General features: G+C 60.1%; 14 protein-coding genes. 10 read left to right on the top strand and 4 right to left on the bottom strand.

The genetic code is table 11. The features are described from left to right. On the bottom strand, positions 1-688 hold a 688-nt coding region (locus tag GOX88_RS19900; protein WP_254443369.1), incomplete at its 3' end, for a Wzz/FepE/Etk N-terminal domain-containing protein. A gap of 96 nt (positions 689-784) precedes the next feature. Then, a complete protein-coding gene (locus tag GOX88_RS19895) occupies positions 785-1471 on the bottom strand; it encodes a sugar transferase (protein ID WP_170406009.1) in 687 nt (228 codons plus the stop codon). 507 nt (positions 1472-1978) lie between these two features. On the opposite strand from GOX88_RS19895, the gene GOX88_RS19890 reads away from it, so the two are divergent. From GOX88_RS19890 to GOX88_RS19860, 7 genes are all read left to right on the top strand, one after another. Beyond that, on the top strand, positions 1979-2968 hold the full coding sequence (locus GOX88_RS19890; protein ID WP_170406006.1) for a BMP family protein: 990 nt from the start codon (positions 1979-1981) through the stop codon (positions 2966-2968). 38 nt (positions 2969-3006) lie between these two features. Further along, the gene (locus GOX88_RS19885) at positions 3007-4518 is read left to right on the top strand and encodes an ABC transporter ATP-binding protein (RefSeq protein WP_170406003.1); all 1512 of its coding nucleotides are present in this window, start codon (positions 3007-3009) and stop codon (positions 4516-4518) included. After that, positions 4518-5588 (top strand): ABC transporter permease, encoded by a 1071-nt coding sequence (locus GOX88_RS19880; RefSeq protein ID WP_437436438.1) that lies wholly within the window; start codon positions 4518-4520, stop codon positions 5586-5588. The genes GOX88_RS19885 and GOX88_RS19880 overlap by 1 nt, the downstream gene beginning before the upstream one ends. Further along, positions 5588-6529: an ABC transporter permease gene (locus GOX88_RS19875; protein ID WP_170406033.1), complete on the top strand. Its 942-nt coding sequence runs from the start codon at positions 5588-5590 to the stop codon at positions 6527-6529. The genes GOX88_RS19880 and GOX88_RS19875 overlap by 1 nt, the downstream gene beginning before the upstream one ends. Positions 6530-6537: 8 nt before the next feature. Further along, the gene (locus GOX88_RS19870) at positions 6538-7821 is read left to right on the top strand and encodes an amidohydrolase family protein (protein ID WP_170405997.1); all 1284 of its coding nucleotides are present in this window, start codon (positions 6538-6540) and stop codon (positions 7819-7821) included. A gap of 214 nt (positions 7822-8035) precedes the next feature. Continuing rightward, positions 8036-11314 carry an adenylate/guanylate cyclase domain-containing protein gene (locus GOX88_RS19865; protein WP_170405993.1) on the top strand — a complete coding sequence of 1093 codons (3279 nt, stop codon included), beginning with the start codon at positions 8036-8038 and terminating at the stop codon, positions 11312-11314. After that, positions 11315-12478, top strand: a complete 1164-nt coding sequence (locus tag GOX88_RS19860; protein WP_170405990.1) for a hypothetical protein — start codon at positions 11315-11317, stop codon at positions 12476-12478. It abuts the gene before it with no gap. Here the strand turns inward: GOX88_RS19860 and GOX88_RS19855 are convergent. Beyond that, positions 12475-16065 carry a flavoprotein gene (locus GOX88_RS19855; protein ID WP_170405987.1) on the bottom strand — a complete coding sequence of 1197 codons (3591 nt, stop codon included), beginning with the start codon at positions 16063-16065 and terminating at the stop codon, positions 12475-12477. The two genes, GOX88_RS19860 and GOX88_RS19855, sit on opposite strands and share 4 nt — an antisense overlap. 604 nt (positions 16066-16669) lie before the next feature. Here GOX88_RS19855 and GOX88_RS19850 point away from each other — a divergent pair. Together GOX88_RS19850 and amaB are read left to right on the top strand one after the other, a co-directional pair. Then, a complete protein-coding gene (locus GOX88_RS19850) occupies positions 16670-17776 on the top strand; it encodes a saccharopine dehydrogenase family protein (protein ID WP_170405984.1) in 1107 nt (368 codons plus the stop codon). Between the two features lie 18 nt (positions 17777-17794). After that, on the top strand, positions 17795-19291 hold the full coding sequence (gene amaB, locus GOX88_RS19845) for an L-piperidine-6-carboxylate dehydrogenase (RefSeq protein WP_437436436.1): 1497 nt from the start codon (positions 17795-17797) through the stop codon (positions 19289-19291). A 35-nt stretch (positions 19292-19326) separates the two neighbouring features. Here amaB and GOX88_RS19840 read toward each other — a convergent pair whose 3' ends face one another. After that, entirely contained in the window at positions 19327-20904 is a 1578-nt protein-coding gene (locus GOX88_RS19840; protein WP_170405978.1) for a DUF5928 domain-containing protein, read from the bottom strand. A 141-nt stretch (positions 20905-21045) separates the two neighbouring features. Here GOX88_RS19840 and GOX88_RS19835 point away from each other — a divergent pair, with 141 nt between their 5' ends. Next, positions 21046-21864: a sulfotransferase family protein gene (locus GOX88_RS19835; RefSeq protein WP_170405975.1), complete on the top strand. Its 819-nt coding sequence runs from the start codon at positions 21046-21048 to the stop codon at positions 21862-21864. Positions 21865-21960: the final 96 nt, after the last annotated feature.

The following is a 21960-nucleotide window of genomic DNA, read 5'->3' as shown; positions in this document are numbered from 1 at the left end:
GCCATGCGGTCGCCTGTTCGGTGGCGTCGAATTTCACTTCGATCTGGTTCAGGACATAAAGCTCGACGATCGTGTCCGCGATCAGGGCCGATTTGCGCGCCGATTCCGTTTCGGCCGTCACCTCGAACACCAGGCTTTGCGGCACGTTGCGTACCGATACGTTTTTGAGCAGTTCGGTGATCACATCGTCCCGGGTCAGCTGTTTGGCCAGTTCCTCGGAAACCTGCTCTTCATCGGGGTTGGCACCAAGCATGGACTGGAGGAACTGTTTGACCCCTTCCAGCGCCGAGGCGGGCACGAGGTCTTCGTTGAACTCCGGGTCCGAGACGAGGTCCAGCCTGTCGACAACCTTGCCCATCAGGCCGCGGGACCGCAGCACTTCAAGCTCGGAATTGACCTCGGCGGTGTCGCCGGCCAGACCGCCCACGACGCTTTGCAGGTCGATCACGCTGGCCTGCTCTGTTTCCAGCATGACCACGGCTGAGGATTTGTAGATCGGGACAGCAGCAACAAAGGCGTAGAAAGCGCCGACCAGAATGGCCAGGGTGGTGGTCAGGCCAATGATCCACTTGCCACGCCACAACGTGGTCACCAAAGTGTTCAGGTCGATGACGTCTTCTTGCGGTGCGTCATTCGCCGGGGACCGGTTCGATTTGAACTGCGCGTCGTGTATCGGAGATTGCTTCATATCAAATATACGATCCCAATGGCCAGACACACGCGAAACGCGTGTGCCGCTGCTCTCTACACGGTCCCAATGCAAGAATAAAGGTCTGTACGCCTGTTACCGGCCGGTTCGGAGAAGGACTGCCGAGGCGGTCAGAGAGATGATTTTGATATCGCTGAGAAAGCTGCACCGGGTCAGATAAGTGACATCCATCGCCACCCGCTCGGCATAGCTGATGTCGTTGCGCCCCGAGACCTGCCACAGCCCGGTGATCCCCGGTTTCTGCGCCAGATAGGCCGAGGCCGAGCTGCCGTATTTGACCAGTTCGATGGCCACAACAGGGCGCGGGCCGACAAAGCTCATCTCGCCTTTCAGCACGTTCCAGATCTGCGGCAGCTCGTCCAGACTGGTCTTGCGCAGGATGTGCCCCAGCCGGTTGATGCGCGGATCGTCGGTCAGCTTGTGATCGCGTTCCCACTCGGCCGCGGCTTCGGGATTGGCGTCCAGATACGCCTGCAGCCGCGCTTCGGCGTCGATCACCATGCTGCGAATCTTCCAGCATTTGAAGGGTTTGGCATTTTGGCCCACACGGGTATGGCCGAAAAAGCCCGGACCGCCGTCACGGCGCACAAGGCACCACAGCACCGCAATGACCGGCGCTACAACGGGCAGCAGCAGCAAGGCAAACACGATGTCGAAGGCCCGCTTGCCCAGCCCCGAATACAGCCCCGAGGGTGCCTGATGCGGCACCGGCTGGTCCGCTGTTCCGCCTTGTGAAGTTGTTGAGGAAGCAAAATCCAACATCGTAAATAAATCCTGACACCGTAAGAGCAGCTGCTAATGCATCAAAGAAGCAATCAAACGGTGTCCCGGATAAAGCCGCGGCGTAACATATTTAAGATGTAAAATTAATTAGAGGTTAAACTTGCCCTGAATTTGCACAGTTGTTGCGCAGTTGCATCATTTGCCAGCGTGCAAAAAACAGCGGTTTGGCGCGTAACAACCAATAGTTGAACCAATTCACACAGCTCCGACGCCCAAATCGCAGGAGTGCAGGTAAATCTGGTTCAGGATTCGAGGATGAAAATATGCACAGTCTTGACGCGCCTGTTGTCGGGATTGAGTGCCGGTCAGCGCATCGGAAGAATGCCGATTTCGATCACTCGGACAAGCGGTGAAATGCGGTGATTGCACCGACTGCCTAAGAAGCGCTCGAAGGCGCTGCGGATAGGACGGGGCCTCACGGATGAGACTGAAAAAATTGACTGAACAGTAAAAAAATGCTGGCATCCCGTTACACAGGAGAGAGATATGACAAAAAGCACATTAACACGCAGAGTGCTGCTGGCTGCGGTCGCGGCGGTATCAACATTGTATTCCGCCGGGCTGGCGGCGGCAGAAACGGTCAAGGTGGCGGCGATTTACACGCTGCCCGTGGAACAGCAATGGATCAGCCGTATCCACAAGGCACTGAACACCGCGGCCGAGCGAGGCGACATCGAATATGTGTTCTCGGAAAATGTCGCCAACACCGATTATGAACGCGTGATGCGCGAATACGCCGAACAAGGTGCCCAACTGATCGTGGGCGAGGTGTTCGGTTTGGAACGCGCCGCGCGCAAGGTAGCGAAGGACTACCCGGATACAGCGTTTCTGATGGGCTCGTCCTTTGGTCCGGTTGCCCCCAATTTCTCGGTCTTTGACAATTGGATCCATGAACCCTCCTACCTGACCGGCATGGTGGCTGGCGCTGCGACGGAATCAAACGTGATCGGAATGGTTGGCGGCTATGCCATCCCCGAGGTGAACCGTCTGATGAACGCCTTCATGGATGGCGCGCGCGAGGTGAACCCGGATGTCACTTTCCTCGTGACCTTCATCGACAGCTGGTATGACCCGCCCAAGGCCAAGGAGAGCGCCATCGCGATGATGGATGCCGGAGCGGACATCATGTACGCCGAACGCTTTGGCGTGTCGGACGCGGCGGTTGAACGTGGCGTCAAGGCCGTGGGCAATGTCATCGATACGTCGGGCGATTATCCCGGCACGATCATGGCTTCGGCCCTTTGGCATATGGAGCCGACCATCGACAAAGCGATCGCCAACGTCGCCAACGGGTCATTCGAGGCTGCGGATTATGGTCAATACAGCTTTATGGGCTATGGCGGCGGTTCGATGGTTCTGGATGAAGAACTGGTTCCGGCTGATGTGCTCGAAGCTGTGAACGCGCGCCAAGCCGAGATTCTGGACGGGCTGTTCCGTGTGAACGTCAACGATGACCGTCCGGTCTCGGACAACTGATTGCAATCGGGCCGGCCCTGCGTCGGCCCGCTTTCCCAATGACCACAGTTCTGAAGCTCAACGGGCTGAGCAAGCATTTCGGTCCGGTCATCGCCAATGACGATGTCAGCCTGACCCTGAACAAGGGTGAAGTTCTGGCATTGCTGGGCGAAAACGGCGCGGGCAAGACCACGCTGATGAATATGCTGTTCGGGCATTATCTGCCCGATTCAGGGTCTATCGAAGTCGCGGATGAGGCGGGCGTTTTGCAGCCACTGCCGCTGGGCCATCCGCAGGTGGCGCTGGCCGCAGGTGTCGGCATGGTGCATCAGCATTTCACGCTGGCCGAGAATATCTCGGCTTTGGACAATATCACCTTGGGCGCTGAACCCTTGTTCGCCCTGCGCCGCAACCGGCGCGCTGCGCGGCGCAAGGTCGAGGAAATCATTGCCCAAAGCGGACTGACTGCGCCACTGGATACGCCGGTCGGGCGGTTGTCGGTGGGGGAAAGGCAGCGGGTCGAGATCCTCAAGGCGCTCTATCGGCAGGCGCGTATTCTGGTGCTGGATGAGCCCACCGCCGTTCTGACCCCACAAGAAGCCGACACGCTGTTCGAAAACATCCGCTTGATGACGGCCGAGGGGCTGTCGGTCATCTTCATCAGCCACAAGCTGCGTGAGGTTCTGGCCTTTTCCGACCGGATCGCCGTACTGCGCCACGGGCGGAAAGTGGGTGAAATGGCGACCTCGGAAGCAGACGAGAAATCCATTGCCCGGATGATGGTCGGGGCAGATACACCGGAACTGGCGGGGGCTGCGATGGCGCCGGGTGCGCCGGTGCTGGCCCTGACGGGCGTGTCGGTCACTGGCCGCTCCAAACGCGATACCCTCAGCGGCGTTGATCTGACGGTACACGCACATGAAATCCTTGGGATTGCCGGGGTATCGGGCAATGGTCAAAGCGGGTTGGCCAATGTGATCTCGGGCCTGACTCGGCCCGAGCAGGGTCTAATACGGGTGAATGGCGTTGAAATCGGTGCTCCCAGCCCCTCGGCTATGGTGCAGGCGGGCGTTGGCCGCATTCCCGAAGATCGCCACCACGAAGGCATCGTCGGCGCGATGAGTGTGGCCGAAAACATGATCATCGAACGGCTGGATGACGCGGACGTGCAATCGCGCGGCCTGCTGCGGCGAGAGGCTATTCAGGACAACGCCGAACGTCTGGCCAGGGCATATGACGTACGTGGGCCGGGTGTTGAGGCCCCGGCGCGGCTGCTGTCCGGGGGCAATATTCAGAAACTCATTCTGGCACGCGTGTTCGATCGGTCGCCGACCCTGATCCTGGCCAACCAACCCACCCGCGGTCTGGACATGGGTGCCGCGGCCGAGGTCGGGCGGCGTTTGCTTGAGGCGCGCGAACGCGGCGCGGGGGTGGTGCTGATTTCCGAGGATCTGGACGAAATTCTGGGCCTTGCCGACCGGATCGTGGTCATCCGCGATGGAGCTTTGCATGAGGCCCCCAGCCGCGACCGCGAACAGATCGGGTTGATGATGGCAGGAGAACCGGCATGATCCGCATTGAACCTCGTCAAACCCAGTCGCGGGCCTTCACGCTGGGCGTGCCAGTTCTTTCCGCCGTAATCGCGCTGGCGTTTGCGGCAATCCCGCTTCTTGCTGCCGGGGCGAACCCACTCCAAGCATACGCTGAGATGTTTCGCGGCGTGTTCGGCTCTGTTTTTGCATTTTCCGAGGTGCTGACCCGCGCGACGCCGCTGATCTTTACCGGCCTCGCTGCAGCTTTGGCCTTTCGCGCCAAGCTGTGGAACATCGGGGCCGAGGGGCAGCTTTATCTGGGGGCGATGGCCGCTGTCGCCATCGGTTCGGGGGTGCTGGATGTTTCGGGCATCCTCTTGCTGCCGCTGATTGTCCTGCTGGGCGCAGCGGCGGGGGCGGCGGGCATGGTTGCCCCCACCTATCTGAAGACCCGCTTCGGTGCAGATGAGGTTGTGACCACGCTGCTGCTGAACTTCATCATCCTGATCTTTGTGCAGATGATGCTGGAAGGCCCGTTGCAAGACCCGATGAGCTTGGGTTGGCCGCAATCGGCCCCGGTTCTGGATCAGGGAATGCTGCCACCGTTGATGGATCGGATGCGGGTGCATTCCGGGCTGGTTGTGGCTCTGATTCTGGCGGGTTTGGCCCAATTCATGCTGGCGCGGTCGGTCTGGGGCTTCCGGTTGCGGGCGGTGGGGGAAAACGCCGCAGCGGCACGCCATGCGGGGATCAACGTGAACCGGTCGCTGTTTGGCGTCGCCATACTGTCCGGAGGGCTGGCCGGTCTGGCAGGTGTCAGCGAGGTGGCCGGGCTAAAAGGCTATCTGACCTCGGACCTGTCACCCGGATTTGGCTATACGGGGATTGTTGTAGCGATGCTGGCAGGATTGTCACCGGCAGGCGTGGTCATCGCGGCACTGTTCATCGCGTCTGTCTTTGTCGGCGCCGACAGTATGAGCCGCGCCATGGGCGTGTCGTCCTTTCTGGCCGATCTGGTGGTGTCGGTCTCGCTGCTCTGCGTTCTCGTCGGCGGCTTTGTTGCGCGGTATCGGATCGTCCGGGCCAGCACCACGAGGGCGGCGTCATGATGGATATCCTCAATATTCTGATCAGCGAAAGTTTCTGGGCGGCTTCCCTGCGCATCGCAACGCCGCTGATCTTTGGCGTTCTGGGTGCGCTGATCTGCGAACGGGCGGGTGTGCTGAACCTCGGGATCGAGGGGATCTTCGTCGTCGGTGCCATGTGCGGCTGGATGGCGGTCTGGCTGGGCGCGGGCCTGTGGGGCGGGGTTCTGGTTGCAGCGCTTGCCGGAGCGTTCTTCGGCCTGCTGCATGCGATCCTGACAGTGCCTTTGGGGCTGTCGCAACATGTCTCGGGGCTGGGGATCACGTTGTTTGCCACTTCGGTCAGTTACTACACCTATCGCACGGCACTGCCCAACGTATCTTCTCCGCCCCGGATCGAGCCGTTTCAACCGCTGGACCTGCCTGTTCTATCCGAATTGCCCTTTTTAGGGTCTGTTCTGTTTCAGCAAACCGCCCTTACCTGGCTGGCGTTGCTGATGGTGGCGGTGGTCTGGTATGTGATGAACCGCACGGCTCTGGGCGTGGCGATCAAAGCCGTCGGAGACAACCCGGACAGCGTCGATGCGCAGGGCCTGTCGGTCTATGGGTTGCGGATCGGCGCCATTGTTGCGGGGTCTGCCTTGATGGCGCTGGGCGGGGCCTTCCTGACCATGAGCGCCTTTGATGCGTTTTTCTTCGGCATGGTCAACGGGCGCGGCTGGGTTTGTATTGCGTTGGTGATCTTTGCCAGCTGGCGGCCGGGCAAGGCGCTGTTGGGCGCGCTGCTGTTCGGTGCGTTCGATGCGCTGCAAGTGCGGCTGCAAACTGAAATCGGCGCGCTGGTGCCCGGTCAGGTGTTCCTGATGGCGCCGTACATCCTGTCGATCATCGCGCTTGTGGTTGCCGCACGGTCGGCGGATTATCCGCGTGCACTGCTAACCCCCTGGTTCAAAGGCCAACGATAGGAGCCGCCATGTTTGATCTGATCGTCAAGAATGCCACCCTGACCGATGGCCAGACCGGCGTGGACATCGCCTGCAAGGGCGGCAAAATCGCGGCTGTTGAGGTCGGGATCACCGCTGAGGCGCAAGAAGTGATCGACGCAAATGGGCAACTGGTTTCTCCGCCCTTTGTCGATCCGCATTTCCACATGGACGCGACGCTTTCACTGGGCACCCCGCGGATGAATGTCTCGGGCACGTTGCTGGAAGGGATTGCGCTGTGGGGAGAGTTGAAGCCGATTCAGTCCGTCGACGACATCATTGCCCGTGCGCTGCGTTATTGCGAGTTGGCGGTGGCGAAAGGCATTGGCGCGATCCGCAGTCATGTGGATACCTGTGATGATGACCTCAAAGGCGTGCAGGCCCTGGTGCAGGTGCGCGAGCAGGTGAAGGAGTATCTTGACCTGCAACTGGTCGCCTTCCCGCAGGACGGCGTGTTGCGCGACGCGACCGCGATGCAGAACACGATCCGCGCGCTGGATATGGGCGTGGATGTGGTCGGTGGCATCCCGCATTTCGAACGCACCATGGCCGACGGGGCGGAATCCGTACGCCTGCTGTGTGAAATCGCGGCCGAGCGCGGGCTGATGGTCGATATGCATTGCGATGAAAGCGACGACCCGCAAAGCCGCCATATCGAAACGCTGGCCTACGAAACCCAACGTTTGGGTCTTAATGGCCGGGTTGCGGGCTCGCACCTGACGTCGATGCACTCGATGGACAACTACTACGTCTCCAAGCTGATCCCGCTGATGGTTGAGGCCGAGGTTCATGCCATTCCGAACCCGCTGATCAACATTATGCTGCAGGGACGGCATGACACCTATCCCAAACGCCGGGGCCAGACCCGCGTGCGCGAGCTGCGTGATGCCGGGATCACCGTGGGGTTTGGCTCGGACTGCATGATGGACCCGTGGTATTCGCTGGGGAAAGCCGACATGCTGGATGTGGCCTTCATGGGGCTGCATGTGGGGCAGCTGTCCAGCCGCGCCGATATGGCGTGGTGTTTCGATGCGGTCACCGAGAACTCGGCCAAGATCATGGGGCTGGAGGGGTACGGCGTCGCCAAAGGCTGTGCTGCGAATTTCGTGCTGCTACAGGCGACGGACCCGATCGAGGCCATCCGGCTGCGCGCCCACCGGCTGGCGGTGGTGCGCAAGGGCCGCGTGATTGCACGATCAAACCCGGTCACCTGCGACCTGGCCCTGCCCACGGGGCAAAAAACTCTGGACGAGGCGCGGGTGCCTTTTGCCTGATCCATCCTGTCCAGTCTGGGGCCTGCACAGCGGCCTCGAAAGGACCCGGCAGTTGGGCAAGCTCTTTCGGCCGATGGGTTGAGCGCCGAGGTCCGTTGCCCTCATGTCGGGCATATGGGCATACATAAATATTAATTTCGTTAACCATTGCAGACTCAAAGGGGTCTGCTGTGCTAGGTCTGTCTCTGAAGTTAGGGGGCTTCAGAGGGGCGACATGTCTCAGGACCTTAGGGACTGGCTGGGCGCGCTTGGACTTTCTGAATACGCGCAAGCCTTTTTGGATAACAAAATTGATTTCGCAATTCTGCCCGATCTTACGGGCGAAGACCTGATCGAAATCGGAGTGACCGCTGTCGGAGACCGCCGCAGGCTGCTGCGCGCGATTGCCGAGCTTGAGACCGTTGAAACCGTTCAGGCCTATGAACCTGATACCCCGCCCGAGCCCGCAAAGCGGCAGGTGACGGTGATGTTTGCCGACCTCTCCGGATTTACCCGCCTGACCAGCGAGCTGGACGCCGAGGACATGCACGCGCTGCTGAACGCGTTTTTTGCCAAGGTGGATCACGTGGTCGAGAAATTCGGCGGCCGGATCGACAAGCATATCGGCGACGCCGTCATGGCCGTATTCGGGGCGCCGATTTCCCACACTAACGACACCGAACGCGCGGCCCGCGCGGCGCTGGAAATTCACGCGGTGCTGCCCAGCCTGAACCCGCCGCTGTCCTGCCATATCGGCATCGCCTCGGGGCAGGTGATCGCCAGCACCACCGGCAGTCAGGCGCATACGGAATACACGGTGACCGGCGATGGCGTGAACCTTGCCTCGCGCATCACCGACATGGCCGTGCCGGGCGAGACCTTTGTCTCACACGACATTCAGCTTGCGTTAGGGCCGCTTTTCGTCGGCGAATCCATGGGCAAGAAGGACATCAAGGGCTTGAATGAACCGGTCGAGCTGTGGCGGCTGGACCGGCTGGCGCGCAACATCCGCGCGCGCCGTCACCGCTTTGTCGGGCGCGAGCGCGAGATGTCGCTGTTCTCGGCCACGTTCGACCGCTGTCAGCAGCATGGCAAGGGTGAGGTTCATATCGTTCTGGGCGAGCCGGGGATCGGCAAGACACACCTGTCCGAACAGGTGGCCGAGATGGCCGCTGGCCTCAACTACTCGATCCACAACGGTGTCGTTATGGATTTCGGCACCCGCGAGGGGCACTCGGCCATTCAATCTGTTGCCCGCAGCATTTTAGGGCTCGAGGCTGAGGATGACGCTGCCACCTGCGCGGCGATGGCGCAGGATGCGGTGACCAAGGGCTGGGTCTCGCCCTCGAACGCCACCCATCTGAACGCGCTGCTGGAGCTGGAGCAAGACCCCGGTCTGGCCGAGGTTTACGCGGTGATGGACAACGCCACCCGATTGCGCGGGCGGCGGCAGGTGATCGACGAGCTGATTGCCGCGCGCAGCCGCAAAGCGCCGATGCTGATCCAGATCGAGGATATCCACTGGGCAGCGCCGGATATCCTGACCGCCTGCGCCCATATCGCCGCCACCACCCGCGATTTGCCCTGCGTCTTGCTGATGACCAGCCGCGTCGAAGGCGACCCGATCAACCGCGAATGGCAGATGAGCACGGATGGTGCGCTGATCTCGAAACTGGAATTGGCGCCGATGGGCGAGGATCAGGCCCGGCAACTGGTCGAGGAGTTCACCGGCATCGACCCCGAACTTCTGGATGCCTGTGTGCAGCGTGCCGGGGGTAATCCGCTGTTTCTGGAACAACTCTTGCGCAATATCGACGTGTTGAAACGCGAATCCGTTCCCGGCAGCATTCAGGGCATCGTGCAGTCACGCCTGGATGCGCTGGACCGGTCCAGCCGGGCAGCGATTCAGGCGGCCTCGGTCTTGGGTCAGCGGTTCTCGCCCGAGGTGCTGAACTTTATCTTGGGCGAAGGGCATCTGGACGTATCTACCCTGATCCGGTCGGCCCTGATCCGAGAGGCAGGGACCGAGTTGATGTTTGCCCATGCGCTGATCCGCGACGGGTCCTATGCCACGCTGGTCAAATCGGAACGCGCGCGGTTGCATCGTCAGGCCGCGAAATGGTTCGAGGACCGCGATGCCACCCTGCGGGCACAGCATCTGGACCGGGCGGGGGCAACCAACGCAGCGCAGGCCTATCTGGACGCCGCCGAGAACCTGATCCAGGCGTTTCAATTCGACGATGCCAGCCCGCTGATCGAACGGGCGCTGGAACTGCCCGCCCCATCCGGGGTGCGGTTCGATCTGTTCTGCGCCCGGGGTGAGACGCACCGCTTGCAAGGTTTGTCGGATGACGCCCTGCGCGAGTTCAAAGAGGCCGCAGATCTGGCCGAAACCGATGAACAGGTCAGCCGGGCCCATATCGGTCTGGCACAGGCGGCGCGGCAGGCCAGCCTGTATAAGGACGCGCTGCAAAGCCTCGATACGGCCGAAGAGGCGGCCGAGCGTTGCGGGTCCGAGCGCGACATCGCCCAGATCAACTATGTGCGCGGCAATGTCTACTTCCCGCTGGGCCGGGTCGAAGATGCGATGCAGAGCAACGAAAAGGCTCTAACACTGGCCAGAAAGCTGGAATCGGCCCGGTTGGAGGTCGGTGCGCTCAGCGGGTTTGGCGATGCCAATTTCATGAATGCGACGATGCAGACCGCCGCCGGGTTCTATACGCAGGCGGTCGAGCGGGCGCGCGAAAAGGGGCTGGTGCGGGATCTGGCGGCCAACCTGCACAACCTCAGCGTGGCGCGCAGCTATACCGGTGATGTGGCGCAGGGAAAGCGCGACGCGCAGGAGGCCATTGAGGTATCGCAGAAGTACTTTGCCTTTGTGCCCGAATGTGTGGCGCAGACCTGTCTGGGCGTGGCGCACACCTTTCTGGGCGAGCTGGATCAGGCGCTTGAGACCTTCACCGTTTCCGCCGAAATCGCCAACCGCGTGGGCGCCAAACGGCTTGAGGCGCAGGCGTTGGAGCATCTGGCCCGCACGCAGGTCTATGCAGGGCGATTGGATCAGGCGCGGGAAACCGGGCAGCACGCCGTGGACATCGCCTTGGAACATGGCCGCAACTTCGTGGGGCCCAAGGCGCTGTCGGCGCTGGCCATGGCGGAAACAGATCCTAACAAACAGGATCAGCACCTGAAACTGGGTGCTCAGATTATTGCCGAGGGGTGCGTGGGGCACAGCCATCTGCATTTCTATCCCGATGCCAGCGCCGTCATGCTGGCGCGTCGGGAATGGGACAAGGCCACGGAATACGCGGATGCTTTGGCCAAGTTCACCGCCGATGAACCCCTGCCGATGGTCGAACTGTCGATTCAGCACGCAAAGGTTCTGGCCGCGTGCGGCGGCTGGGGCATTCCAATGTCCGCGCATGAAGACTTCGAGGCGCTGGGCGCGCGGTTCGCCCAGATGGGCATCACGCAGTCCCTGGTCGGCAGCTGGACCACGCACGAAAGGGGCTGAATGAGCATCGAAAAGAAGGTTTGGTGGATTTCCGGTGCCCTGACCTTTGGTCTGGCAGTGCTGCTGTTCAGGCTTCTGGTTGCGCTGAACCATTTCGAGGGCGATCCGACGCAATTGCCGGATCAGGCCTCGGTCGATGAGTATCTGCAAAAGCTGGGGAATGCGCCGGAATACAGGGTGAAAACCGGCATTTTCATCAAATCCTTCAGCTTTATTGGTGCCAGCGACGTGCATGTCAGCGGTTATATCTGGCAGCACTACGAAGACGGCATCCATGATGCGATCAAACCCGCCGAGGGCGAGGTCGGGTTCATCCTGCCCGAGGCTACCGATGCCGCGAATGGTCTGATCGAAGAGGTCTATCGCATGGATCAGGATGGGTCGGAACTGATCGGCTGGTACTTCGAACAGACCTTACGGCAGAGCTTTGATTACACCAGCTATCCGTTCGACCACAAAACCGTCTGGGTCCGGTTCTGGCCCGGCGAGTTTGATGTGAATGTGGCTCTAATACCGGACTTTTCGGCCTATCCGGCCACTGGCCCGGAAGATATCTTCGGCATCGATCCCAGTATCGTCATGGGCACTTGGGAGCGGGAAAACACCTATTTCGACTATCGCCTGTCAGATCTGGATACCACGCTGGGCATCGGTGAAAACGAGTTCCAGACCAACCAACCGGAACTGCACTATAACTTCGTCATCAAGCGGAATTTCGGGAATGCCTTCATCGTCCACATGATCCCGCTGATCGTGGTGACGATGTTGCTGTTCGGCGCGGTGATGACCGTCACCCGCCTCCCCAATCTGGTCGAGCGGCATGATTTCAGCACCTCCAGCGTGATCGGCACCTGCTCGGTCCTGTTCTTCGTGATCCTTTTGGCGCATGTGCAACTGCGCGAAGGCTTTGCCGGTTCGCCGGTGATCTACATGGAGTCGTTCTTTTTCCTGATGTATTTCCTGCTGCTGGCGGTCTCGATCAACACCTATCTGTTCGCGTCCGAGGCAGTGCCTTCGCTGCGGTTCATCCACTACAAGGACAACCTGTATCCCAAGGCCGCATTCTGGCCCTTCGTTCTGCTGTGTATGGTGGGGATCACGGCCTACAACCTCAGCTTCAAGGCTGATCCGGACGATGAGGCCGTGATCGAGATGCAGAACTAGGCCGGGGGCTGATACCCCGGCTTGGGCGTGCCCGTGGCCATATCCAGCGTGTATTCGGCGACGATGCCGGCTGTGCCTTGCTCCCATTGATCCAGATACTTGTTGGGATGCGCAATCACATAGGTGTAGGCGGGTTTTTTCACGCCGTTGATCAGCACCTTGATCCGCTTGCGCACATAGACATTCTCGGGCGCGTTGGGACCGTGATAACCTTCCAGCTTGTCCAGCTCTTTCATCCCGCTGGACGAGACGCGGTAGACCTCGCCTTTCACCGCTTTGCCACGGCCTTTCTGGTCGACCAGCGTAGCCATGCGATGCAGGAAACCGCAGTTGGGATTGTCGCAATGCGGTTCGTGCGGCACGATCAGAGGCATCCGTTGCCGGGTTATGGCCTCGCCCACGAAATCATCCAGCACCTCGGTATGGGCATCGTGGTTGGGAAACCCTCTCTTGAGCGAGCCGTAGGTGAAGTAGAGATAGGTCTTTTCGCGATCCTCGATCAGATCGCTTTCGTCCTCTTCCTCCAACTCGGTCAGGGTGTGTGTGTTGGCCCATTCGTCCAACATCTCGACGATCTCTTCCGAGAGTTTGAGGCCCCTGGTGTTGTTCGGGTTTTGCAGGAAGTGAATGCAGGCACTGGCGTCGATCCCGTCGTTCCCCAGCAGGATTTCCACCATCTCGACCGAGTTGTTCATCACCGCCACATGCAGGCTGGTAAAGCCGTGATCATTGCTGGCGTTGACGTTGATGCCCCGGTCGATCAGCGCCTGCGCGGCCTCAAGATCGGGCTTGCCCAGATCCACCCCGTCGTCCTTCAGCTCACCTTGGCCGCCAGCTGCATAGTGCAGCAACGTGTCGCCATTGCTGTCATCGACGATGTCGATCCCGGCCATTCCGGTGTCGATGGCCTGGAATACCCGGCCCCATTGCGCGAAATCGTCCGAGGCGGCGGCCTCCTGCGCCCATTTGCAGATGTTGTGTTCCTGATCGGCCAGTTCCTCGAAGGCTTCGTCCAGCACTTCCATGATCTGGTCCGGGGTGGCCATCATGCCGATCCCCATCCTGCCGTTGGACAACCGCCCCTTGCGTGGGCCGACCAGATCAATGCCCAGATCGCGCAGCTTTTCCACGTTCCGCTGGGTGGTGACGTTGTTCCACATGTTGGTGTTGCAAGCCGGGCAGAGGATCGCCGGTTTGTTCCGGTACTGCCACGCTACAAAGACCGAGGACAGCAGATTGTCGGCAATCCCGTTGGCGATTTTGCCCATCGTGTTGCAAGTCACCGGAGCGACAATCACGCAATCGGCCCAGTCGCACAGCGCCAGATGCGAGGCGCGCAGGGGCATTCCGAATTCGATATAGCGGAAGTTCCATTCGTCATCGTCGCGGTAATAGTCATTGTGGGTGATGCATTTCTCGATCCGCTCGGTGCCGAAGTCGCGAAAGAACTTCTCGGCCGAGATCGAGGGGATCAGTTTCACGTTGTGACCGGCCTTGGTGATCCGTTCCACCAGTTCCGGCACCTTGTCCGCCGCCGATGATCCGCAGGCGCATAGCAGCACGTTGCGCTTTTCGGTGGGTGCATCGGTCAGCCCGCCCTTGGGGTAGCCAAAGATGTTCTTGTCCAGGCTGGGGGATTCATGGCGCAGCAGTACCGGCAGCCCGGCCTCGTGCACCCGCTCCTGCAAGTGCCCTTTCAGGATCATGTCGACAATATCGGTGCGTCGGCCCAGACATTCGCCCTGAAAGAACAGATACGGCGCTTTTTCCTTGCCCGTCAGCACGTTCAGTTGCCGCCGCATCTTCATAACATTGGCCCCGTGGCCTTCGACGTCGATCAGCTTGACGCTGGTGATGCCGATATTGGCCAGAATACTGCGCAGCATGTAGGACCAGGGGTCTTCGTCAGCATAGAACATGACGATCGGATGGCGCGCCACGATGCGGGCAACGTCGGTCGGGTCTTCGGGCGGCTCATGTTCCTCGATCACCAGCATCGCCGGGTTCTTGAGGTCACGCAGGCCGCGGAAGATATGCCCGCGCGGGGCCTGCCAGACCTGCGAGGTGGCGGGGCTCATGTCTACCACGGTCACCAGATCACTGTCCTCGTCATAGGCGATGCAGAGGCACCAGAACTCCTCCAGCAGCGCGGTCTCGCGATACACGTTCTCGGGTGGGCGGATGACTTCGAACCCCAGCACGCGGTTGAAATCGATATTGATCATCAGGTGCCGGTCCTGGTCTTCGTTCAGGCTGCGCAGCTTGTCGCGGAACCAATCCTCGGGCGCTTTGTCCTCGGCGCCCTTGCGGGTGGAATAGCCATGGAAGGTGCTGCCCAAATGCACGTCCGGCGACTGGCTGAGATAGCGCTGCGCCAGCGCGTGCATCTCTTTTGCGGTGGAAACCCGGCTGAGCGCATCGGTGAAGTTGGTTTGCGTTGCGATCAGCAGCTTGTCCTCGTCGACCTGCGCATCCCCCAGTATCGCAAGGCTTTCCGCCAGCACGCCCAGCGAGTTCATGTTCGGGCTGGCCCGCCGGAACAGGTTGCGCCGTTTCTTGGGGTCCTTGGCCAGATATTGCGTGCTGTCGACATAGTTGCAGTCCTGCTGCAACGTCTGCAGGTTGGTCTTCACCGCCTCACGCGCCGAGAACCGCAGGATGCCCCGCGACCGCATCGAGGTTCCGTCGCGGTCCGACATCCCGGCCCAGATGCGGTCCACCGTGGTGACCCACAGCTTGCCGTACTTTTCGGGGTGAACGTCCATCATGTGCACCAGCCCGGTGCTGGGGTTGCATTTGGCAATGATGGCAAAATGCCCGCCCGGCATGTTCGGTTTGCCATGGGCAACGCCAACCTGGAAATTCGCCACCAGGATGTCGTTGTCGCCGCCCAGCCGGTTGGATTCGTCGATCGCCTCCAACAGCAGCTCAACCGAGGTGGTGGCCTCATCCATGAAATAGGCCTGAACCTGCACTTTTTCGCGCAGTCCTTGCGAGTGAATGAAGGTGCAGGCAACGTCGTAAAGTTCGCCCAGCGAGATACCGTCATTCACCACGAATGAGGTCGGCAGGCCGCATTCGCGGAAGATGTCGTTCACCTCGCAACTGAACCCCAGCGCCGACATGCTTAGTGCCGCCGCCGTGACGCTGCAGCAATTGATAGGCTGCTGGAAGTTTTGCAGATGCACGCTGACCAGATCGCCGAACAGGGTGGCATAGCAGGCCTCACGCACCTTGGCCGGGACTTCGAACCAGTGGTTGCTGGACAGGTAAGCCAGCTTGGTGCCGGGTGTGGCCAGTGCCTCGAGGCTGACGGGGATGTCAAAAATCTCAAGATGTTCTTCGTAGAAATAATCGCCCGTGTCGGCGGTGGCCAGAACCGCCCCGTCCTGGCGCAACTGTACCTCGCCGCCCAGCACAACATACATGCCCTGCGAGGGCAGAACCGTTTCCTCAGCCATTTCGAAACACTCGAAATGTGGCCTGATGGTCGACGGATCATCCGCAGGCAGGATGTCCTGTATCAATGCCCATTCTGGTTCGGTTGGAGTAAAGGAAATGGTGTTTTCAATCGGGTCCTTAGGCACGTCTGTTCCCCCCTGAACTTAGCCATGAAACGCATAAAAAAACCAACGCTGTGTCTTGTGCCTGTGTCAGGCTGCAATAGTCACACGGAATTTCATGACCGGCCCGACGGGGCGTTCTGCGCTGGCCGGGCCGCGCGACCGCAGAAATTGTGCGAACAAATGGGCCCAATTGGCTGTACCGTAGCTTATTTGGACACAAAAATCACGGATGTTGTTGATTTGACTGTGCGAGTTTCCAAGGGCCCGGCCGTAAGCCAGCCCGCGCTTTGATGTCAGGTTTCTGACAATGCCCTCTTCATAGATATAGCTATAGAGTCCGGTAAAACCGGGTCATGCACATAGCTGTTGGTCGCGCCAATTTCGTGAACAAGGACGCTTATCATGTCCTCCTTTCCCCACCCCGAACTTGGAGAGCCTTACCGGCTGACTTCAGCGCCGTGGCACCGGCCGAGGTGGTCGCATCGCGCATGGTGTAGATCGTCAAAGACATAACGACGAAAGCGCCGTCAATATGACGTAAGTTTCGGCGTTTTCGTCAAGATACCCCCTGCGGATCGAACAGCCCGCGCCCCATACTTTCAATAAACGAAAGAGGAGGCGCGTTTTGAGCTGGAATATTTGTGTCATAGGGGCAGGCAAGATCGGTCAAATGATTGCCAGCCTGCTGCAATCATCCCCCAATTACTCGGTCACCGTGGCGGACCGCGATCTGGCCGCATTGTCGGTGCTCAACAAGCAGGGCATTGCGACCCGGCAGATCGATGTGGGGGATGAAGCGCAACTGGCGCAGGGGCTGGCCGGGTTCGATGCCGTCATCTCGGCGGCGCCGTTCTTTCTGACGCCCAAAATAGCCAAAGCCGCCAAGACAGCAGGCGCGCATTACTTTGATCTGACCGAAGACGTCGCCGCCACCAACGCCGTGCGTGACCTGGCCAAGGACAGCGACACCGCATTCATGCCGCAATGCGGTCTGGCGCCGGGCTTTGTCGGCATCGCTGGGGCAGCGCTGGCGTCGGATTTCGACGAACTCGACAGCCTGCACATGCGCGTTGGTGCTCTGCCGCTCTATCCGACCAATGCGCTGAAATACAATCTCACATGGTCCACCGACGGGCTGATCAACGAATACTGCAACCCTTGCGATGCCATCGTGAATGGCGAGCGCGTGAAAACCGCACCGCTGGAAGACTATGAGGTGCTGGGCCATGACGGGGTGGAGTACGAGTGCTTCAACACCTCGGGCGGGCTGGGCACTTTGCCGGAAACGCTGGAAGGCAAGGCGCGGGCGGTGTCCTATCGCTCGATCCGCTATCCCGGCCATTGCGATATCCTGAAGCTGCTGCTCAAGGATCTGGGGCTGGAACGCCGCCGCGATCTGCTGAAGGACATCTTTGAAACCGCGCTGCCGCGCACCGATCAGGATGTGGTGCTGGTCTATTGCACCGCCAAAGGTACGATCGACGGTGCGCTGCGCGAGAAATCCCTGATCAACAAGAGCTTTGCCCGTGAGATCAACGGACAGGTCTGGAGCGCGATTCAGGTCACCACCGCCGCGGGTGTTCTGGGTGTGGTCGATCTGATGCGCACCGGCGCTTTGCCCAGCAAAGGCTTTGTCCGGCAGGAGCAAGTGAACCTGTCCGATTTCCTCAACACCGAATTTGGCCGGCTCTATCGCGCCGGTGACGTCACCCAACAGAACAAGGCGGCCTGAGATATGAAAGACATCGTGATGACTGCACAAACCACCCTCGCAAACCTGGACCTGACCGAGGCTGAGCTGACCGGCGGAACTCTGGCCGTTCGGTCCCCCATCGACGGCAGCCTGCTGGCCGAGGTGCACGAAACGCCCGTCGCCGAAATGGATGCCGTCTTTGCCCGTTCCAAGGCGGCGTTCAAGGCATGGCGCACTGTCCCGGCCCCGCGCCGGGGCGAGTTGATCCGCCTGCTTGGCGAGGAACTGCGCGCCGCCAAGGACGATCTGGGCGCTCTGGTCAGTTGGGAGGCGGGCAAGATCACCTCGGAAGGTCTGGGTGAAGTGCAGGAGATGATCGACATCTGCGACTTTGCCGTCGGCCTGTCGCGGCAGCTATATGGCCTGACGATTGCGTCCGAACGCCCCGGTCACCGGATGATGGAGACATGGCATCCGGCGGGGCCGGTTGGTGTGATCTCGGCCTTCAACTTCCCGGTTGCGGTCTGGTCGTGGAATGCGGCGATTGCGCTGGTCTGTGGGGATACGGTGATCTGGAAGCCGTCCGAGAAAACCCCGCTGACCGCGATGGCCTGCCAGAAGATTTTCGAACGTGCACTGGCCCGGTTCGGCGACGCGCCTGACCATTTGCTGCAAACCCTGATCGGCGGTGCCGCGCTGGGCGAGGCGCTGGTGGCCAGCGAGGACGTTCCGGTGATTTCCGCCACCGGCTCGACCCGCATGGGCCGTGCTGTCGCGCCCGTCGTGGCGCAGCGGTTCGGCAAGTGCACTCTGGAATTGGGCGGCAACAACGCGATGATCGTTGGCCCTTCGGCCGATCTGGAAATGGCGGTGCGGGCGATTGTGTTCTCGGCCGTGGGCACTGCCGGTCAGCGCTGCACCACGCTGCGCCGTCTGATCGTGCACAAATCGATCCGCGTGGAACTGGTGAGCCGCCTGAAAAAGGCCTATGCCGGTCTGCCCATCGGCAACCCGCTGGTCGAGGGTACGTTGATCGGCCCGCTGGTGGACGAAGCCTCGGGCGCGGCCATGACCGCCGCGTTGGAGGCCGCCAAAGCCGAAGGCGGTACCGTGTTTGGCGGTAACCGGGTGACCGAAGGTGTTCCGGCGGGCATTTACATGCAGCCTGCCATCGTCGAGATGCCCGGCCAGACCGCAACGGTGAAGACCGAGACCTTTGCGCCGATCCTCTACGTGATGGAATACAATGATTTCGACGACGCCATCGAGATCCAGAACGACGTGCCGCAGGGCCTGTCTTCCTGCGTGTTCACCCTGAACATGCGCGAGGCCGAACAGTTCCTGACTGCAGCCGGGTCCGATTGCGGTATCGCCAACGTCAATATTGGCCCTTCGGGGGCCGAGATCGGCGGTGCCTTCGGAGGTGAAAAAGAAACCGGTGGCGGGCGCGAAAGCGGCTCGGACGCGTGGAAGGCCTATATGCGCCGTCAGACCAACACCGTGAACTACTCGGCCGAGCTGCCGTTGGCGCAAGGCGTCAAGTTCGACATCTGATCATTCGGCCCGGCGGCGGTAGCAGCGTCGCCGGGTCAATCCGCAAACAGGTAATCCAGCCGCATCACGGCTTGTGCCTTGTCTTGTGAGACACCCAGAAACTCGGCCACGGCGGCCTCGTTTTCGGCGCGCGGGCTGATTTCCCGGATACGCAAATAGCCGTCAAACCCGGCCCCCCGGATCAGTTCGGATTCGTAGCTGATCGAGTTGCGCAACGCCGGTACAAGTCGCGCAACCCTATCGGTGGGGCTGTTTTCACCGGCCAGGCCAACCCTCCGGGCGTGACCAATCAGGTAGTCGTCGGAATACTCACACTCGACTTCCAAAATATGGGTCTTGGCCTGATCGGCACAGAAATCCTGAATGATGTCCAGATTGGCCGGGTCCACGCAGATCACCAGCTTGTCGGTGCCGAAATGGTCAAACAACATCCGCACCACCGCCCGCCGATGCCGCGAACGTTTAAGCAGGGTCGTCTCGATCCCGCCCAGATCGGGCAGCGGGGCGCCTTCTTCGTTGAACAGGTATTCGACGCAGGGAATATCCGTCTCGGACGTGATCTGATCGACCAACCGTTTGGCCACGTGCCATTTCTTGCAGGCGATCAGGAAAATCTCGCGCTCGGGGCCCAGCGTATTTCCAGCCTCCCAGAAGCGTTGCCCGAACCGACGGCCAACCCGCCCGCGCCCGGTCAGAAACCCATAGAGGTTGCGGCCCTCATCCGAGATTTGGAACTCGACCCCTTCGCTGGCGTACAGCTTGCCCAGCCGCTCTTTCAGCTCATGTGCTTCGGGGCTGATCTTGCGGGCGAACAGATAATCCTGCCCCAAAAGCATGTCATAGTGGTCGTTGTAGAAGGTCACCGGCATCCCATAGTCCGAGAACATCAGAAAGGTCGGGGTGCGGTTTTCAATCTCTTCCTTCGGGATCAGGTGGCGGACGAGGGTCTGAAAGAAGGTTTCATCCGGAATCCAGGTGGTCGAGAAAAAGCGTTTCACATCCGGGCGCTGTTGCAGAAAGTCGAGGATCATCTCGACCGTGCGGCGGCGCAGGCACCACCATTGGCTGCCGATCATGACCTGTATGTCCGCCGGGATGTCGCGGGTCAGGCCAAAGCGTTTCTGCAGGTCGTATGAGGTGTAGAACAGCTTGCTCTGGGTGCGTTCGTTGAAGAAATGGCGATAGATCAACCGGTCGTCCTTCATGCCGGTCTTGATCCAGTTGCTTGCAAAGAAATCGTGGCTTTCGACAAAATCCTTGTCGTTTTCGCCGAGAAACCAATGAGCGTATTCCGCCGTTTTGATCGCCATGCAGTCGCCGGACAGCATGTAGAAATGCGTGGCGCGGGGAAAGGCATCCACGGCGGCCTGCAAGGCATTCAGCGTTGCCTGAACCAAAGACCACTCGCCCCAGCCGCATTTGATGCGTTTTGCCGCGAAGGTGACATTCGGATTGTCCTTCAGGGCGGTGCGGATACTGTCATACGCCGCAGCGCTGGCCCGCGCATCAAAGTGAATGGCCATGCAGTCCCCTGCAGCGGTCAGTTGCTCGGCCTGGGCAATGATCGCTTTGGGGTCTTTGTGGCACAAAAGAATATAGGCAATCTTTGCCATTTCGTATCTGTGATGTCCGATTCAGCCTGTTTGACCCGTGATACTGAGGATGAGCGATTGAATAAACAGAATATTTTTGGTTCTTTGAGGGCCTAGGCGGGCGCGTAGGGCAATTTCTGACCCGTTGAGGAGGCACAGCATATGGGTTTTCCCGGTACATGGATGACCGAAAGTGAAAGCATGGTTTACCGTGTCGTGCCGAAATGCGCGTGTTCGACCATCGGGCAGATCATGTATTTCTCGGACCATGGCCGGTTCTTTGATGGCGATATTCACGACGCAAAGGATGGGATGCACAAATGGGCGTTCGACCATAGCCAGGATCGCATCTCGGGCAACATTCGCAACCATGCGTCCTATTCCTTTACCTGCGTGCGCAACCCCTACACGCGGATTCTAAGCTCGTTCTTCGACAAGATCTGCGGCATCCAGCGGAACGGGAAACGCTATCGCGGCAATCTGGTCCCGACGCTGATCTACAATTACGGGATCGAGGTGGGGGGTGATGACGGCAAGGGTGAGTTCGACCAGATCGCCAGCTTCCGCCGCTTTCTTCTGTTTGCACGGGATACGATACGCTGGCGCAGGCCGATGGACCCCGACATCCACTGGTCTGCCATGTCAGGTCATGTCTCGACATTCATCGTAAATGGTGGGCGGTATGACCGAATTTTCTGGACCGAGAAGTTCAACGACGGGATGCAGGGTGTACTGGATAACCTGGACACGCCGCACGCGGTGAACCTGTCAGACATCCCGAGGTTCAACGAATCCGAGGGCCACGGCCCCAAGCGCGCCCATCCGGTCGAGGATTATTTCGACGATCTGTCGATGCATTTGGTCTATGAAATCTACAAACAGGATTTCGAGCTGTTCAAATATGATTTCGAGAATCCGGCGAACAAGATGCCGATTGGCGAAATTGATCTGGATGAGGTTCACGCCAAACTCGGCGACTGACGCAATTCCGGGGAAACTCCCGCCCATCGTCAATGTCTCTGACGAGACATCTCCTCTGGTTGGGCCCGGCGCCGCGCAAAGCGCGGCGCCGGGCCC

The organism is Ruegeria arenilitoris, from assembly GCF_013030985.1.
In the GTDB taxonomy this organism is placed as follows: Bacteria; Pseudomonadota; Alphaproteobacteria; order Rhodobacterales; family Rhodobacteraceae; genus Ruegeria; species Ruegeria arenilitoris_B.
This window is presented reverse-complemented; position numbering and strand designations above follow the sequence as displayed.

Bases quoted from the DNA above. Each gene is read 5' to 3' on its own strand.
- amaB (WP_437436436.1), top strand. From the start codon at position 17,795: ATGACTGCACAAACCACCCTCGCAAACCTGGACCTGACCGAGGCTGAG.
- GOX88_RS19885 (WP_170406003.1), top strand. From the start codon at position 3,007: ATGACCACAGTTCTGAAGCTCAACGGGCTGAGCAAGCATTTCGGTCCG.
- GOX88_RS19835 (WP_170405975.1), top strand. From the start codon at position 21,046: ATGGGTTTTCCCGGTACATGGATGACCGAAAGTGAAAGCATGGTTTAC.
- GOX88_RS19890 (WP_170406006.1), top strand. From the start codon at position 1,979: ATGACAAAAAGCACATTAACACGCAGAGTGCTGCTGGCTGCGGTCGCG.
- GOX88_RS19865 (WP_170405993.1), top strand. From the start codon at position 8,036: ATGTCTCAGGACCTTAGGGACTGGCTGGGCGCGCTTGGACTTTCTGAA.
- GOX88_RS19860 (WP_170405990.1), top strand. From the start codon at position 11,315: ATGAGCATCGAAAAGAAGGTTTGGTGGATTTCCGGTGCCCTGACCTTT.
- GOX88_RS19895 (WP_170406009.1), bottom strand. From the start codon at position 1,471: ATGTTGGATTTTGCTTCCTCAACAACTTCACAAGGCGGAACAGCGGAC.
- GOX88_RS19875 (WP_170406033.1), top strand. From the start codon at position 5,588: ATGGATATCCTCAATATTCTGATCAGCGAAAGTTTCTGGGCGGCTTCC.
- GOX88_RS19870 (WP_170405997.1), top strand. From the start codon at position 6,538: ATGTTTGATCTGATCGTCAAGAATGCCACCCTGACCGATGGCCAGACC.
- GOX88_RS19840 (WP_170405978.1), bottom strand. From the start codon at position 20,904: ATGGCAAAGATTGCCTATATTCTTTTGTGCCACAAAGACCCCAAAGCG.